General features: G+C 65.6%; 13 protein-coding genes. 5 read left to right on the top strand and 8 right to left on the bottom strand.

Translation table 11 applies throughout. The features are described from left to right. Window positions 1-32 precede the first annotated feature (32 nt). On the top strand, window positions 33-1,376 hold the full coding sequence (locus tag ACVIYL_RS26185; protein ID WP_229159674.1) for an aminotransferase-like domain-containing protein: 1,344 nt from the start codon (window positions 33-35) through the stop codon (window positions 1,374-1,376). 90 nt (window positions 1,377-1,466) lie between these two features. Here ACVIYL_RS26185 and ACVIYL_RS26180 read toward each other — a convergent pair whose 3' ends face one another. Together ACVIYL_RS26180 and ACVIYL_RS26175 are read right to left on the bottom strand one after the other, a co-directional pair. After that, window positions 1,467-1,823: a hypothetical protein gene (locus ACVIYL_RS26180; RefSeq protein WP_156436156.1), complete on the bottom strand. Its 357-nt coding sequence runs from the start codon at window positions 1,821-1,823 to the stop codon at window positions 1,467-1,469. Window positions 1,824-1,912: 89 nt separating this feature from the next. Beyond that, window positions 1,913-2,560 carry a hypothetical protein gene (locus ACVIYL_RS26175; RefSeq protein ID WP_456780210.1) on the bottom strand — a complete coding sequence of 216 codons (648 nt, stop codon included), beginning with the start codon at window positions 2,558-2,560 and terminating at the stop codon, window positions 1,913-1,915. A 44-nt stretch (window positions 2,561-2,604) separates the two neighbouring features. Between ACVIYL_RS26175 and ACVIYL_RS26170 the strand changes: the two genes are divergently transcribed. Further along, complete coding sequence (locus ACVIYL_RS26170; protein WP_456780209.1) at window positions 2,605-3,039, top strand: hypothetical protein; 435 nt, start codon at window positions 2,605-2,607, stop codon at window positions 3,037-3,039. Window positions 3,040-3,118: 79 nt separating this feature from the next. Here ACVIYL_RS26170 and ACVIYL_RS26165 read toward each other — a convergent pair whose 3' ends face one another. After that, window positions 3,119-5,521: an EAL domain-containing protein gene (locus ACVIYL_RS26165; RefSeq protein ID WP_076825716.1), complete on the bottom strand. Its 2,403-nt coding sequence runs from the start codon at window positions 5,519-5,521 to the stop codon at window positions 3,119-3,121. 147 nt (window positions 5,522-5,668) lie between these two features. Next, entirely contained in the window at window positions 5,669-7,057 is a 1,389-nt protein-coding gene (locus tag ACVIYL_RS26160; protein ID WP_456781891.1) for an MFS transporter, read from the bottom strand. 617 nt (window positions 7,058-7,674) lie between these two features. On the opposite strand from ACVIYL_RS26160, the gene ACVIYL_RS26155 reads away from it, so the two are divergent. Together ACVIYL_RS26155 and ACVIYL_RS26150 are read left to right on the top strand one after the other, a co-directional pair. Beyond that, a complete protein-coding gene (locus ACVIYL_RS26155) occupies window positions 7,675-8,751 on the top strand; it encodes a lysylphosphatidylglycerol synthase transmembrane domain-containing protein (RefSeq protein ID WP_028337716.1) in 1,077 nt (358 codons plus the stop codon). Window positions 8,752-8,855: 104 nt separating this feature from the next. Then, window positions 8,856-10,823, top strand: coding sequence for a hypothetical protein (locus ACVIYL_RS26150; protein WP_375167072.1), 1,968 nt, complete (start codon window positions 8,856-8,858; stop codon window positions 10,821-10,823). 166 nt (window positions 10,824-10,989) lie between these two features. Here the strand turns inward: ACVIYL_RS26150 and ACVIYL_RS26145 are convergent, their stop codons facing one another. Together ACVIYL_RS26145 and ACVIYL_RS26140 are read right to left on the bottom strand one after the other, a co-directional pair. Further along, window positions 10,990-11,556 carry a DUF2147 domain-containing protein gene (locus ACVIYL_RS26145; protein ID WP_375167071.1) on the bottom strand — a complete coding sequence of 189 codons (567 nt, stop codon included), beginning with the start codon at window positions 11,554-11,556 and terminating at the stop codon, window positions 10,990-10,992. 127 nt (window positions 11,557-11,683) lie between these two features. Next, window positions 11,684-12,712 carry an NAD(P)/FAD-dependent oxidoreductase gene (locus tag ACVIYL_RS26140; RefSeq protein ID WP_168855018.1) on the bottom strand — a complete coding sequence of 343 codons (1,029 nt, stop codon included), beginning with the start codon at window positions 12,710-12,712 and terminating at the stop codon, window positions 11,684-11,686. 164 nt (window positions 12,713-12,876) lie between these two features. On the opposite strand from ACVIYL_RS26140, the gene ACVIYL_RS26135 reads away from it, so the two are divergent. After that, entirely contained in the window at window positions 12,877-13,338 is a 462-nt protein-coding gene (locus ACVIYL_RS26135) for an acyl-CoA thioesterase (protein ID WP_092085034.1), read from the top strand. A 6-nt stretch (window positions 13,339-13,344) separates the two neighbouring features. Here ACVIYL_RS26135 and ACVIYL_RS26130 read toward each other — a convergent pair whose 3' ends face one another. Further along, complete coding sequence (locus tag ACVIYL_RS26130; RefSeq protein WP_016841525.1) at window positions 13,345-13,665, bottom strand: 2Fe-2S iron-sulfur cluster-binding protein; 321 nt, start codon at window positions 13,663-13,665, stop codon at window positions 13,345-13,347. Window positions 13,666-13,826: 161 nt separating this feature from the next. Continuing rightward, on the bottom strand, window positions 13,827-14,204 hold the full coding sequence (locus ACVIYL_RS26125; RefSeq protein WP_076825720.1) for an Hpt domain-containing protein: 378 nt from the start codon (window positions 14,202-14,204) through the stop codon (window positions 13,827-13,829). Between the last annotated feature and the right edge of the window lie 296 nt (window positions 14,205-14,500).

The following is a 14,500-nucleotide window of genomic DNA, read 5'->3' as shown; positions in this document are numbered from 1 at the left end:
GGAGCAAGTAAAACATTGCTCTCGGTGCAATAATGTCGAGGTTCGAATATCTGAAGCTGGCGGATGCGGTGGCCGCCGAGATCGCCAGCGGCGCGCTGAAGGCGGGCGACCGGCTGCCGCCGCAGCGTCATTTCGCCTATGACCGCAACATCGCCGTCTCGACGGCGAGCCGGGTCTACACCGAACTGTTGCGGCGCGGGTTGGTAGTCGGTGAAGTCGGCCGCGGCACTTTCGTGTCCGGCGAGGCACGCCGCGGCATCACGGCCCCGACCGAGCCGCGCGGCGCCCGCATCGACCTCGAGTTCAACTATCCGCTGCTGCCGCACCAGGCGACGATGATCGCCAAGAGCCTCGAAGGACTGGAGCGGCCCGAGGTGCTCGAGGGCGCGCTGCGGCCGGCGACCAGCTTTGGCACGCGGGCGGCACGCACCATCTCCTCGGAATTTCTGGCGCGCAAAAGCTGGACGCCAAATCCCGACCAGATCGTGTTCACCGCCAATGGCCGGCAATGCATCGCCGCCGCGCTCGCCGCCGTGGTGCCGCCCGGCGGACGCTGCGGCGTCGAGGCGCTGACCTACCCGTTCGTCAAGGGCATCGCGGCGCGGCTCGGCATCTCGCTGGTGCCGCTCGCGATGGACGAACACGGCGTGCGACCGGATGCGGTGCAGAAGGCGCATCGCGAGGCGCACCTGTCCGCGATCTACGTCCAGCCCACGATCCAGAACCCGCTCAGCATCACCATGCCGGCCGAGCGCCGCGCCGAGCTGTTGCGCGTGGTGGAGAAGCTCGGCCTCATCGTCATCGAGGACGGCGTCTACGGATTCCTCGACGATGAGGCGCCGCTCGCCGCGCTCGCGCCCGACAGCTGCATCGTGCTCGACAGCCTGTCGAAGAAGGTCGCGCCGGGCCTCGCGCTCGGCTTCATCGTGTCGCCGCCGCGGCTGCGCGAGAGCATCATGGCCGCGGTGCGCTCGGGCGGCTGGACCGCGTCGGGCTACGCCTTCGCCGCGGGGCAGCGGCTGATGGCCGACGGCACCGCCGCCGAATTGTCACGGCTGAAACGGATCGATGCCGGCCGCCGCCAGCTTCTGGCGGCCAAGCATCTGGCCGATTTCGAAATCCAGACCAATCCGAAGTCGTATCATCTCTGGCTGACCTTGCCGCCGCATTGGCGCTCGCAGACACTGGTCGCGGCCGCGGCGCGCCGCGACATCGCGCTGACGCCGTCGACGACCTTTGCCGCCACGCCGGGGCACGCGCCCAATGCGGTGCGGCTCGCACTGGCCGCACCGCCGATGGAGCAACTCGACCTCGGCCTGCGGACACTGGCGGGAATGCTGAGCGCGACCGAAGAGGATTTTGACTCGACGGAGTGACATCGCACGTTCACTCCGAAGCAGCGCCGCAGTCCAGAATTGGATAGGAGTGGCACTCGCAGCGGCCCATTTCCAGTGAGCGCCAGGGCATCAAAAGCCACAGGCCGCATACGTCTTTCTCACGAGACGAAAATGCGCGCCCTCGGCTACGAAGTCCACATCCATGCACTGGTTGCCTTTGCGATACTCCCCGATCACGCCGCACTGCAGATATTCGAGGTTTATCCGCCAGCGCTTTTCTTGCGGCGAGTAGGTCGCAAAGTCGTGCTGCGCGACCGGCGTTCCCTTGCAAATTCCGGCAACGTATCGCCGCACGTCGGGCGGCAGATTGTCGACGTGATTGTGATCAAGCGGATCATGTTTGTTGCCCACGCTGCCCTTGGAAAGAGCCGGCGGGATGCTCAGGAGCACAAGGCACAGAGCCAAAAATGGGGTCCGGATTGTCATCTGACGCTCCAGCCAAAAGCAAATCCGTCGCCGAGTTTACAGCGCGTTGCTTACAACCCGCTTACAGTCCGGCCGCGCGAACCGCTGCCTCACCGATTGCGAACCGCCTTCGGCAGCAGCGCATCGGGCAATTGATCGAAGCTGTAGCGCCGCGGCCGGTTGCGCGTGACGAAACCGCCGACCTGCCAGGTGAACAGCGCCGCAAAGCCGACCAGGAACAGCGCCCCCATCCAGTTCGAGGTCAGCAGCGCCGTCAGCAGCAATCCGATCATTGCCACCGCAAGGCAGGCCAGCAGCGCCAGCGCGGCGGTGTACGTCTTCGGTCCGAGGCCTCCGACCAGCCTGGCGTTGCTGCCCGCCGCCTGCATCCGGCGATGCAGCTCGACGATGAAGTCGCGGTAGAGATGGCCCTGCGGCGCCACCAGCGTCGCGGTCTGCCAGGTGGTCGAGAGGATCGCGATCCGCCCGCCCTTGGCGTTGTCGATGTCGGCGCGAAACCGCTGCTGCTGCATCGAGACCGGGCGATAGGACAATTTCACCGCGGAGATGTCGGCATAGTCCCACACGCCCGACCGGCCGGCGATCCGCCACGACAGCCCGTCCTCGGTCAGCTCGAACTGGTGCGCCGAGCCGATCAATGAGGCCTTGTAGGCATAGCGCAGCGGCGAGCCCTCGCCTGCCTCCGATCGATCCTGCAACGTTGTTGGCAAGCCGCCGTTCCACCCGTCCAAATCCATCCAAGCGCTTGCGCGGGACGTCACGGCTATCCTACAAGCGAGCCATGCCCGAGACGACCTATTTTCCGCGCTACCTCATCCTCGGCGGCGCGATGATATCCGGCGTGCTGCTGGCGCTTGCCGTGCACATGCTCGGCGCGCGCTACGGGCTCGATCTCGGCGGCCTGTGGCGCTCCGATAGCCACGAGTTCATGCCGGCGGGCGCCGCGATTGCGTGGTGGCTGATCGCGACCGTCGCATTTTCGGGCGGCTACTTCACCGCCAATCTGATGCACAGCGCGGTGGCCGGCCAGATCCCGCAGCGGATGCGTAACTTCCTGATCGTCGTCGGCGTGCTGATGCTGGCCGGCGCCGGCCAGGCCGCGTCGGCGCCGAGCACGGTCTCGACCATATCCGCCGTGCTTGCAGGCCTTGCCGCCCTGTGCCTCGGCGCAGTGATGGCGTTCTGCGGCGCCTATTTTGCCCTGCGCAAGAGCTAGAGCGTTTTCGAGCGAAGTGGACGCGGTTCGCGTGAAGAGAACGCGTCCAAACCAGAATCCGGCTCTCCGGCCTTCCAACTCACGCGACCGACCGTTCCGGCACCCTGCGCAACATCTTGGCGACGTCGGCTGCCGGTCGCGGCGGGCTGAACAGATAGCCCTGCGCCTGCGTGCAGCCCTCCCGACGCAGCAGATCGAACTGGGTATCGGTCTCGACCCCTTCGGCTGTCGTGACGATGCCGAGGCTCTTGCCGAGGCCGGTGACCGCGCGCACGATCGCCATCGAGTCCTCGCGTGTCGCAAGGTCGGTGACGAAGGACCGGTCGATCTTGATCTTGTCGAACGGGAAGCTGCGCAGATAGCTCAGCGAGGAATAGCCGGTGCCGAAATCGTCCAGCGAGATGCGGACGCCGAAGCCGCGCAGCTCATGCAGCACCGCGAGCGTCGCCTCGCTGTTCTGCAGCAGCACCGATTCGGTGATCTCGAGCTCAAGCCGATCCGCCGACAGGCCCGATGCTTGCAGCGCCGCCTTCACCGACGACACCAAATTCGGGTTCTTGAACTGCACCGGCGAGAGATTGACGGCAACCGCGACGGCCTCGGGCCAGCCCGCGGCATCCGCGCAGGCCTTGCGCAACACGATCTCGCCAAGCGGAACGATCAGCCCGGTTTCCTCGGCGACAGGAATAAAATTGTTCGGCGCGATCAGGCCACGCAGCGAATGGTTCCAGCGCGCCAGCGCCTCGAAGGCGACGATCCGATCGCCCGCGACATCGCGGATCGGCTGGTAGTAGACCTCGAACTCGTCATGCTCGAGCGCGAGCCGCAGGTCGCGCTCCAGCAGGCGGCGCGCCTGCGCACGCGCATCCATCCCGGTCTCGAAGAAGCGATAGGTGCCGCGGCCGTCGGCCTTGGCGCGGTACAGCGCGAGATCGGCCTTTTGCAGCAATTCGTCGGGATCCTTGCCGTCTTCGGGCGCGAGCGAGATGCCGATGCTGACGCCGATCACGAGCTGATGGCCGCCGATCTCGTAGGGCGCGGCGATCCGCTCGACCACGAGACTTGCCAGCGACGACACGACGGACGGCTCGCAATTGCTGCAGAACTGCACGATGGCGAATTCGTCGCCGCCAAGCCGCGCCACGGTGTCGTGCTCGGTGACGCATTCGCCCAGCCGGCGCGCCACTTCGCGGAGCAGCGCGTCGCCGATCGGATGTCCGAGCGTGTCGTTGATTTCCTTGAAATGATCGAGATCGAGACAGAGCACGGCCAGTTGGTCGGAGCGCTTGGCCAGTCTCGAGGCCTTCTCGAGCTGCTCGCGGAACAGCGTCCGGTTCGGCAAATTGGTCAGCGCGTCATGCCGCGCCATGTGTGAAATCTGTTCCTGGGCCTGCTGCCATTCGGTGATGTCCTCGAAGGTCGCAACCCAGCCGCCGCCCTTCATCGGCTGGTCGACGACACGGATCGCGCGCTCGTTGCGGCTGACGATCCGCGTCGCGCTGTGGCCGGCCTTTGCCTCGGCGACGAGAGCATTGCAGAACTCCTCGGGATCGCCGTCCCACTCGCCGATGGAATGGAGGTCCTGCAGGACATCGATCAGCAGGCGTCCCTGCAGCGGTATGCGACTGCGCCCCATCATCTCGCTGTAGCGCTCGTTGAACAGCATGATGCGGCCGTCGGCATCGAACATGCACAGCCCCTGCGACATGTTCTCGAGCGCGGTATCGAGCACCACCTTCTGCTTGTGAAGTTCGGTCTTGGCGCGACGGTCGAGGATCGAGGCGATCAGCGAGAGGCCGAGGATCGCGAAGGCCGCAACGGCGGTCATGAACGAGAGCACGCGCGGCGAGACCGTAAGTCCGCCGGAAACGATGGTCGGATCCGGGACGAGCGTCACCGCGCCCATCGCGGTGAAATGATGCGAGACGATCGCGACGGTCAGAAGACCGGTCGCGGCGGCGGTGGTGCCGAAACGTTCGCCACGGGTGGCAACGACGAGCGCGAGCGCGCCGAACAGGCTTCCGAACGCGATCGACGAGGCGACGATGCCGGGCGACCAGACGATGCGCGCGGGCAGCTCCAGCCCGAGCATGCCGGTGTAATGCATCGCCGCGACACCGGCGCCGACGATCGCGCCACCGGCCGCAACCGTCTGCCAGCGTCCATCGAGCGTGGCGACGGCCAATCCGACCGCCAGGATCGCAACCGCGAGCACCAGCGACAGCAGCGTGATGGGAATGTTGTACCCGGCCTCGATGCCGGGATCGTACGCCAGCATGGCAACGAAATGGGTGGCCCAGATACCGCAACCGCCGACCGCCGCATCGAGGCCGATCCAGATCTCGCGGGCCCGCCCCTGCGCAGCGCGGGCACGGTGAAACAGGCTGATCGCGACGGCGCTGGCGAGCAGGCAGATCACCCCGCCGAGGACGACCAACCGCCAGTCATGTTCCAAAGTGAGACAGGTCAGAACGCGATACATATAGGCCCCCTTTATGGACCTATAAGAACAGACGCATTCGTGTAGGAACGGTAACCGCACCGCAGCAAGGTTCCACGCATGGTGAAGAAGCCTTGAATGCAGGCGATCGGGTCAGGGCAACGCGGAGATGCCTCGCTGCGGTTCGTCTCAGCGCCGAGCCTGTGACCATGCGCCGATCCAGATCAGCGCAGCCGCCGCCAGCAACACGCCGGCGGAGATGACGAGGGCCGCATGCAGGCCGGTGATGAAGGCCGCGGACCGGCTGACCATCGAGCCGAACAGCGCGACACCGAGCACGCTGCCCGTCTGCCGGGTCGCGTTCAACACCCCGGCCGCGATGCCGGCATGCTGCGGCCCGGCACTGCCGAGCAGCGCCGATGTCAGGGGCGGCACCAGCAGGCCGAGGCCGCCGCTCATGGCCAGCAATTGCAGGCAGATCGCGAGGTAGCTGGTGCCGGGGCCGATGAACAGCATCGCAAGACATCCGGTGGCGGAGAGAGCGGCGCCGAGCGCGATTGTCGCCGGCGCGCCGATCCGCTCCGCGACATGCGGTGCGATCAGGTTGGCGGGCAGCACGGCGCCGAGCATCGGCACGAACGCGAGGCCAGTGGCGAACGCCGGCAGCCCGTTGACCTGCTGGAAGTAGAGGCTGAGCACGAAGATCAGGCCGTAGAACGCGACATTGACCAGGAGGCCGACCAGCGAGGTCAGGGCAAACATCCGGTGGCGGAACAGCGAGAGCGGCAGCATCGGCTGCGGCGCGCGCGCCTCACGCCAGACGAACAGCACGGAGAAGACGGCGGCGAGAGCGAAGCCTGCGATCACGAACGGGTTGCCCCAGCCGAGCGCGCCGCCTTCGATCAGCGCGCCGGCCAACGTGCCGAGCGCGGCGATCGCCGCGACCTGCCCCGGCAGATCGAGCCGGTGTTGCTGATGACGCGTGGTTTCGCTGGCAAAGCGCCAGGCGAGCCACAAGCCGGCGAGGCCGATCGGCAGGTTGACCAGAAAGATCGCGCGCCAGCCGACCAGCGCGATCAGTCCGCCGCCGACGAACGGGCCGGCGGTCAGCGCAAGGCTCGCGCCCGCGGCCCAGACACCGACCGCCCGTCCCCGCGCCTTCTCGTCTTCATAGGCATGGCGGAGCAGCGCCAGCGAGTTCGGCACCAGGATGGCGGCGGCCAGCCCCTGAACGCAGCGGGCGGCGATCAGCGTCGTCGCATCAGGCGCGACCGCGCAGGCAACCGATGCCGCGGTGAAGATCGCAAACCCGGCCATGAAGATGCGCTTGGCGCCGATCCGGTCGCCGAGCGCGCCCGCGGTCAGGATGAAGGCCGCAAAGGCGATCGTGTAGGCGCTGACCACCCATTGCAGTTCGGCGACGCCGCCGCCGAGCGAGGCGCCGATCGCGTTGAGCGCCGTGTTGACGATGGTGACGTCGAGCTGCACGACGCCATAGCCGAGACTCATCGCGGCGAGCGTCAACGTCGCCGCGAGCCCGCTCGTTTGCCGATGCGACGTTGCGCGGCGGTCCGGCATGTGCCGGACGTTCAGGGAGGTCTGTTGCATGGTCTCGTCCTTGCTCTCGGCAACCAATGCGAGACATAGGCCTTCGTTTCGCCGCAACACTTCGCCACGGATCGAAGTGTGAAATCTCGTACCCGGCCGATCTGTCCGACGGCGGCCCGCTTGCGCGGCGTTTTGCCTCAATAGACCTACGGACCGCCCTCGCGCGGCTCACTGGCCCGAGCGCAGGGCGCATCATGCGCATGCGCGCGTCGACTTCACACTTTGGTAAACGTCACAGCCGGCTCAGCCGTCCCCATGCTGACGCATATCGTCCATTCGCCTCGCGCCAGCTAACCCGCATCGACGCCGGGACGGCCGCAAAATCGGCAAAAAAGCCGGCGAAACCGCCTGAAACGGCGGAACATGCAGTGGCCCCATCGCGGTCCTGCGACTCACATTCCGCAGAGCGAGAACATATGTAGCCAATATGACAATGACGCTGGACGAGGGCCGAAGGTTGGCTTGTCAAGGGCTGCACAACGCATCGGTTTTGCCTTATGGGTCATCGCGTACGGTGCGTTTGCCCGTCACCCGTCGCCGTCCGTGATCGGGTCCCACTGAAATTTGCCGCCCCGCCGGGAGGATGAATGCTTCGGCTGCTGACCACGCTCGGGCGTGGTTTCAAGGAAAAGATCGGCTGGAAACGGCTCGGGATCGCCGCGAGTGTGTTGATCATCGCGTTCGCGATCACGTCGCTCGTTCACACCCTGAAGGGCGTCGATACCGGCATCATTCTCACCGCGCTCACCAACATCGCGCCGCACCGGATCGCGCTGGCGGCGCTCTGCGTGGTCGGGGCGTTCTGCACGCTGACCTTCTACGACTTCTTCGCGCTGCGCACGATCGGCAAGATCCATGTCCCCTACCGCATCGCAGCGCTGTCGAGCTTCACGAGCTACACGATCGGCCACAATATCGGCGCCACGGTTTTCACCGGCGGCGCGATCCGCTTCCGGATCTATTCCGATTATGGCCTCTCCGCGATCGACGTCGCCAAGATCTGCTTTCTGTCGGGCCTGACCTTCTGGCTCGGCAATTTGTTCGTGCTCGGCTTCGGCATGGCCTGGCACCCGGCGGCGGCGTCGGCGATGGACCTGCTGCCGCCGGCGATGAACCGGCTGATCGCGCTCGGCTGTCTTGCCGGCATCGGCGCCTATTTCGTCTGGCTCCTGACCGGCGAGAAGCGCCGCGAGCTCGGCCAGAACGGCTGGAAGGTGGTGCTGCCCTCGGCCAAGCTGACGCTGTTGCAGATCCTGATCGGCGTGGTCGATCTCGGTTTCTGCGCGCTCGCAATGTACCTGCTGATGCCGACCGAGCCGCATATCGACTTCGTCTCGCTGGCGGTCGTGTTCATCCTGGCGACGCTGCTCGGCTTCGCCAGCCACGCCCCCGGCTCGATCGGCGTGTTCGACGCCGCGATGCTGGTGGCGCTGCCGGAGTTCAGCAAGGAACAATTGCTGGCGACGCTGGTCGTGTTCCGCATCCTCTACTTCCTGATCCCGTTCGGGATTTCGATCTCGATCATGGGCATGCGCGAGCTCTGGCTCAACGTGGTGCAGCCCTGGCAAGAGCGGAAACGACTAAGCCAAGCCTGCACGGCTTCGGCGACCGTGCGGCAACCGATCGAAAGCCGGCAGCAGCGGGTCAGGCAGCTGAAACGGTAACGGACAACGTTATCGGCCCCCTGTGCGGGCCCCTCGACCCCGGATTTTCGATCCTCGCGGCCGCTTCTCTTATTTTCGCCGTACCGCTCGCGTCAAACCGCGCCATGATTGGCTTTTTGGTTCGATTTTCGTTACGGGTGACGGTCTGCAGCGTGCTGCTCGGCAGCGCGCTGGCCGCGGTCTTCGCATCGGCCGCGGAGGCGCAGGACAACCAGCTGCAGATTTCCTGGGAGGTCCGCAACCGCTTCCGCCTGTTCCGAGAGGAACGCGACTTCCGCCTGCATGTCGAAAGCGGGCTTGGCCGCAGCGTGCTGGCCTCGGAACAGACGCTGGAACTGCAAAGCGACGGCCGCGGCTGGGCGCGCAACACCGTGAACCGGCTCTGCATCGACCTGCAGGGCCGCGTCAGCGAGCCCTGCACGCGCGACAACGTCAAGGAAAGCTATCTGACGCCGATCGATCATCCGATCGTCGTACGGCTCACCGGGCCGGTTCCGGTCGGCGCGACCTGCGCCTGGTCGTTCGACGACGGCGATGGGCCGCAATCCTCGACATTCGATTGCGCCGAGCCGATCAACCTGCGCGTCCGCTACGGCCGCACCACGGTCGCGACCGTCGACGTCGCAAGCGGCTCGGACGCCAACCAGCGCGTAACGACGCCGATCGAGGTGCGCGACTTGCTGATCGCGGGCCTCGGCGACAGCATCGCATCCGGCGAGGGCAATCCCGACCGCGCGATTGCGCTCTCCGACGAGGGGTTCTGCTTCCGCTCCTATCTCGGCGGAGCGCAATATTACCGGCCGAGCCGCGCCGGCTACAAAGGCGGCCGCGCCTGCGAAGCACCGGATACCCTGACCAACTGGCAGCGCCAGAGCGCGCTGTGGCTCAACTCGGCGTGTCACCGGTCGCTGTACAGCTACCAGACCCGCACGGCGCTCGCGCTCGCCGTGCAATATCCGCACATCGCGGTGACCTATCTGCCGCTGGCCTGCACCGGGGCCACCATCGCCGACGGCCTGCTCGGCTCGCAGCAGGCGCGGGAATGCCTGCCGACGAAGACAGCCAACACCTGCTCGGGCACCGTCAACGGCCAGATCGCGGAGCTGCGCACGGCACTCGCCGCCGCCAAGCGCCGTCAGCCCGACCGCACCCTCGACCTCGTGCTGCTGTCGATCGGCGCCAACGACATCTACTTCTCCGGCCTCGTCGCCAACGTGATCGTCGACACGCCGACCGAGCGCACGCTGTTCAGCCGCGGCGGCTCGATGGCCAGCGTCGACGATGCCCGTTCGGCGCTGGCGCGCGACCTGCCGGCCGATTTTGCCAAGCTGCGCGACGCGCTGAAGCCGCTGGTCGGAGGCGATCTCTCGCACGTGATCTACACGGCCTATGCCAATCCGGCGCTGGCCAATGGCGGCGCGCCCTGCCCCGGCGGCCGCGCCGGCTTCGAGATCCATCCCTCGTTCAACGCAGATCCCAACCGCCTCGCGTCGGTCTCGAGCTTCGTGCAGAACGAGTTCCTGCCGCAGCTCAAGGCGATCGCGCAGTGCCAGTCCGGCATCATCTGCCGCAATCCGCAGGCCGATCGCATGACCTTCGTCGATGCGCATCAGGACGCGTTTGCGAGCCATGGCTTCTGCGCACGCGCCTCGACCGATCCGGAATTCGACCGCGACTGCTTCGCCGCCAACGGCGACAGCTTCGTCTCGGACATCGTCGCCGCGGCCAACCAGCCGCTGAAATGCGGCCGCAGCGCCGGCGAATACCGCGCCTATCTGCCGCGCGCGCGCTGGATCCGCGACGCCAATGACAGCTACTTCACGGCGATGACCTACCCGCAGGGCCTGCCGTCCTCGATGCAGCCAAGCGACATCCACGACGCGACATGGGGCATCCTGTCGGCGGTGTATGGCGGCGCGGTGCATCCGAGCGCCGAAGGCCATGCCGCGATGGCCGATGCCGCGGTCCCCGCGGCCGCCACCGTGCTGCAGCTGAACACCGCGGTGCCCGAGGTGATTACCGAGCCGGTCGCGCCACTGCCGATGCCGATTGCACCGACGGGACAGCGCTGAACGCTCACGTTGCCACGCAAGAGCGGAGCGTGAGCGTGCGCAGATCGGAGCGTTAGAGAGAAGTGCTAAAGCATGATCCGGAAAAGTGCGAAGCGGTTTTCCGAAAAGATCATGCTCAAACAAAGAACTAAAGCGCGATGACGATTCAACCTAATCTCATCGCGCCTTAGTGCCGCTTCGTCGCGGGCACCGGCGCCGCCGGCTTCGCCACCGCGGCTTGCGCCGGCAGATATTTGGCAACGATCGCGGGATCGAGCTGGGCCACCGCGGTGTCAGGCAGCCGGGTCCAGACCTCATCCTTGCCGAACAGCGAGATGCCGAGAAAGCCGCGCATCGTCAGCGTCTGACCATCGGCGCTCAACGTCATCTTGGCCTTGTAGACCTTGCCGTTGCGCGGATCGAGCACGTTGCCGCCTTCATAGGCGAGCCCGTTGCGCTTCATGTCGCGGATGAGGGGAATGCCGAGCCACGGCATGTCCTTGCGATCGTCGGTGCATTTCGAGCAGACCGGATTGGGCGGATCGCCGGGCGATGAGAACATCTTTGCGATCATGCCTTCGAACAGGCCATTGCGCTCGATCACCAGGAACCAGCCCTCGGGCTTGCCGTCTTCGATCTTTTGCCACAGGCCGGCAGCCGACGGATCGGCCGCCGAGGCCGCAAGCGGAGCAGCTAGCGCAAAGGCCGTGGCGATCGCGAAGATCAGCCGAAGTCTGGATAGCGTGTTCCGCATCATCATCACCTGATCAATCGACCAACTCGACTACAAGCAGACTACGGCCATTTCACGGAGCGTTCCAGTGCCCGCGCCGCGCAGGAAATGGCCCATGCCCCTGGCGTTGGTCTCCGCTCGAGTGAAATCAGTTCACCCCGAGCTTCTTCTGCAAACTCGATGACGAGGTTGTGTACTGGAACACCAGCCGCTTGTCCGGATACACATAGCGGTGCGCCTTCTGCGCCATCAGCGCACCCTCGTGGAAGCCGGAGAGAATGAGCTTGAGCTTGCCCGGATAGGTGTTGATGTCGCCGATCGCGAAGATGCCTGACACGTTGGTCTCGAACGCCGCGGTGTCGACCGGCACCAGATTGTTCTCCAGCGCCACGCCCCAGTTCGCGACCGGGCCGAGCTTCATGGTGAGTCCGAAGAACGGCAGCATCGTATCGCAGGCGATCGTCGAGACCGCATTGTCGTTGCCCTTGAGCGCCGCGCCCGAGAGCTGGCCGTTGGCGCCTTCGAGCCCCGTGACCTGGCCGATCTTCAGATCCATCCTGCCGTCGGCAACGAGCGCACGCATCTGCTCGACGCTGTGCGGCGCCGCGCGGAAATCGTCGCGCCGGTGCAGCAGCGTGATGCGCTTGGCGATCGGATGCAGATTGAGCGTCCAGTCGAGCGCGGAGTCGCCGCCGCCGACGATCAGGATGTTCTTGTCTCGGAATTGCTCCATCTTGCGCACGGCATAAAACACCGACGTGCCTTCATAGGCCTCGATGCCCGGCACCGGCGGGCGCTTCGGCTGGAACGAGCCGCCGCCGGCCGAGATCACGACGACCTTGCACTCGAACTCCTTGCCGGCATCGGTCTTCACCCGGAACAGGGGATCGCCGATCTTCTCGATGCTCTCCACCATCTCGTTGAGATGGAAGGTCGGGCCGAACGGCTTGATCTGCTCCAGCAGCTGTTCGGTGAGGCCCTGACCGGTGACGAAGGGAATTCCGGGAATGTCGTAGATCGGCTTCTCCGGATAGAGCTCGGCGCATTGCCCGCCGATCTTGTCGAGGATGTCGACCAGATGCACCTTCATGTCGAGCAGGCCCAGTTCGAACACGGCGAACAGTCCGCAGGGGCCCGCGCCAATAATCAGCACATCGGTCTTGATCGCTTCGCTCATGTCCGCTTCTTTTCAGTTGAAATCGACTGGACGGCTTTTTCGCCTGTCCAGCCAAGTGGGCCGGATCGCGACATGCATAATAGGGACAGCGGCTGGCGCGGCAACCCCTTGCCGAGCCTGCGCAACTCGGCTGTATGGGCGGGAAACCGACGGAGATCCCCCTCGTGAATGCCCCTGTCCGTGCTGACGATGCGCCGCGCCTGGAAGACTTTCCCTATCGCCTGTCCGACAATGTGCGCTTTGCCGATCTTGACCCCAACGGGCACGTCAACAACGCCGTCTATGCGAGCTATTTTGAAACCGGCCGCGTCACGCTGGTGAAGGATCGCAGCATGGGGCTGATGCCGGCGGGGCTCGGCTGGATCATGGTGCGCCTCGACATCCATTTCCGTGCCGAGTTGCACTGGCCGGGTCAGATCGAGCTCGGGCTCGGTCTCGTCAAGTTTGGACGCACGTCGACCACCTTCGACCAGGTGGTGTTTTCGGAAGGCAGATGCGTGGCGTCGGCGAAGGCGGTCACGGTGATGATCGATGAGGCCACGCGCAGGCCGGCGCCGCTGCCGGCGGAGGTCAAGCAGAACTTCCGCCGCTGGGTCCGTCGCGGAGTGAATCCGGACGGCGAATAAGGGATCCTAGGCCTGCCGCTCCGGCGTCGACACGACCAGTCCGTCGAGATCGTCGGTCACCTTGATCTGGCAGGACAGCCGCGAATTCGGACGCACGTCGAAGCCGAAATCCAGCATGTCCTCTTCCATCGGTGACGGCGCGCCGACCTTCTCGCGCCAGGCTTCATCGACATAGACATGGCAGGTCGCACAGGCGCAGGCGCCGCCGCATTCGGCTTCAATGCCGGGAATGGCGTTGCGGATCGCGCCTTCCATCACCGTCGCGCCGTTCTCGATGTCAACTGTGCGTTTCTCGCCGGAATGGTCGATAAAGTGGATTTTGGCCATGATTGCTCGTGCTGCCGGAATGCGCCGGACGATGGATGGAAAGGTCCCGGGCAGTCGTATAACGGGTCGGTCCGCACAGCGCTAGCGCGGAGACCGAAAACCTGCCCGCCGGTTGGGATGCCGCCCAAGCTGTGGCGGCGGACCGCCGAGACGCCGGACGCCTAGGAGCGGCCCAGGATCAGCTCGATCGCCGTGCGCGCCTCGGCAATCGCGGCGCCGAGCGCGGCAAGCGGCTGGGCCGCATCGGAACCGCCGCTCAGCGCGGTCTCCAGCTGGGCAGCAGCCTCGGCGACGCCGAAGGCGCCGATCGCCCGCGCCGATCCTTTCAGGGTATGGGCATGGGTCGCCGCCTCGGGCGGCAAGGCGGCCAGTTCACCGAGGATCCGGGCCGACTGGGTCGAGAACATGGCCAGCACTTCCCGCTCGAGGCCCGGATCACCCAGCGTCATGCGCTGAAGATGATCGACGTCGATCGGCCCGGCGCCGGGCGCCAGCGGCGGCGATTGCGTCCATTCGACCCGTTCGAGGTGAAGCGGCATGGCCTGTCCCTGTCGTCTCCGCCGGGCCCTCGCCGGCGGATCGTTGGCCCAGCCAATCACGAAACTGGTTAACGGATTGTTGTTGGGATGATCGGCAAAACCGCCCGATTCTGGACAATTTCCGGACACAATCGGTGCTCTAGAGCGGGAATTTCGAGTGCCCATAAGGCCTTATGGCGCAAAGCTGTTAACGATGATTAAGAAAGTATTAATCGCAAGCATTTCATTCGCATCGCTCTCCCAATAGGATGTTTGCGGATGTAGCGGACAAGCCGCCGAGGGGGCCGGCTTGCGCT

Source organism: Bradyrhizobium sp. USDA 3315, from assembly GCF_054056795.1.
Note: the sequence above shows the minus strand (reverse complement) of the source record. Positions and strands in the feature narration are given on the sequence as shown.

Excerpts from the sequence above, each read along its gene's own strand:
- ACVIYL_RS26185 (WP_229159674.1), top strand. The coding sequence starts at position 33 with ATGTCGAGGTTCGAATATCTGAAGCTGGCGGATGCGGTGGCCGCCGAG.
- ACVIYL_RS26180 (WP_156436156.1), bottom strand. The coding sequence starts at position 1,823 with ATGACAATCCGGACCCCATTTTTGGCTCTGTGCCTTGTGCTCCTGAGC.
- ACVIYL_RS26175 (WP_456780210.1), bottom strand. The coding sequence starts at position 2,560 with ATGGATTTGGACGGGTGGAACGGCGGCTTGCCAACAACGTTGCAGGAT.
- ACVIYL_RS26170 (WP_456780209.1), top strand. The coding sequence starts at position 2,605 with ATGCCCGAGACGACCTATTTTCCGCGCTACCTCATCCTCGGCGGCGCG.
- ACVIYL_RS26165 (WP_076825716.1), bottom strand. The coding sequence starts at position 5,521 with ATGTATCGCGTTCTGACCTGTCTCACTTTGGAACATGACTGGCGGTTG.
- ACVIYL_RS26160 (WP_456781891.1), bottom strand. The coding sequence starts at position 7,057 with ATGCCGGACCGCCGCGCAACGTCGCATCGGCAAACGAGCGGGCTCGCG.
- ACVIYL_RS26155 (WP_028337716.1), top strand. The coding sequence starts at position 7,675 with ATGCTTCGGCTGCTGACCACGCTCGGGCGTGGTTTCAAGGAAAAGATC.
- ACVIYL_RS26150 (WP_375167072.1), top strand. The coding sequence starts at position 8,856 with ATGATTGGCTTTTTGGTTCGATTTTCGTTACGGGTGACGGTCTGCAGC.
- ACVIYL_RS26145 (WP_375167071.1), bottom strand. The coding sequence starts at position 11,556 with ATGCGGAACACGCTATCCAGACTTCGGCTGATCTTCGCGATCGCCACG.
- ACVIYL_RS26140 (WP_168855018.1), bottom strand. The coding sequence starts at position 12,712 with ATGAGCGAAGCGATCAAGACCGATGTGCTGATTATTGGCGCGGGCCCC.
- ACVIYL_RS26130 (WP_016841525.1), bottom strand. The coding sequence starts at position 13,665 with ATGGCCAAAATCCACTTTATCGACCATTCCGGCGAGAAACGCACAGTT.
- ACVIYL_RS26125 (WP_076825720.1), bottom strand. The coding sequence starts at position 14,204 with ATGCCGCTTCACCTCGAACGGGTCGAATGGACGCAATCGCCGCCGCTG.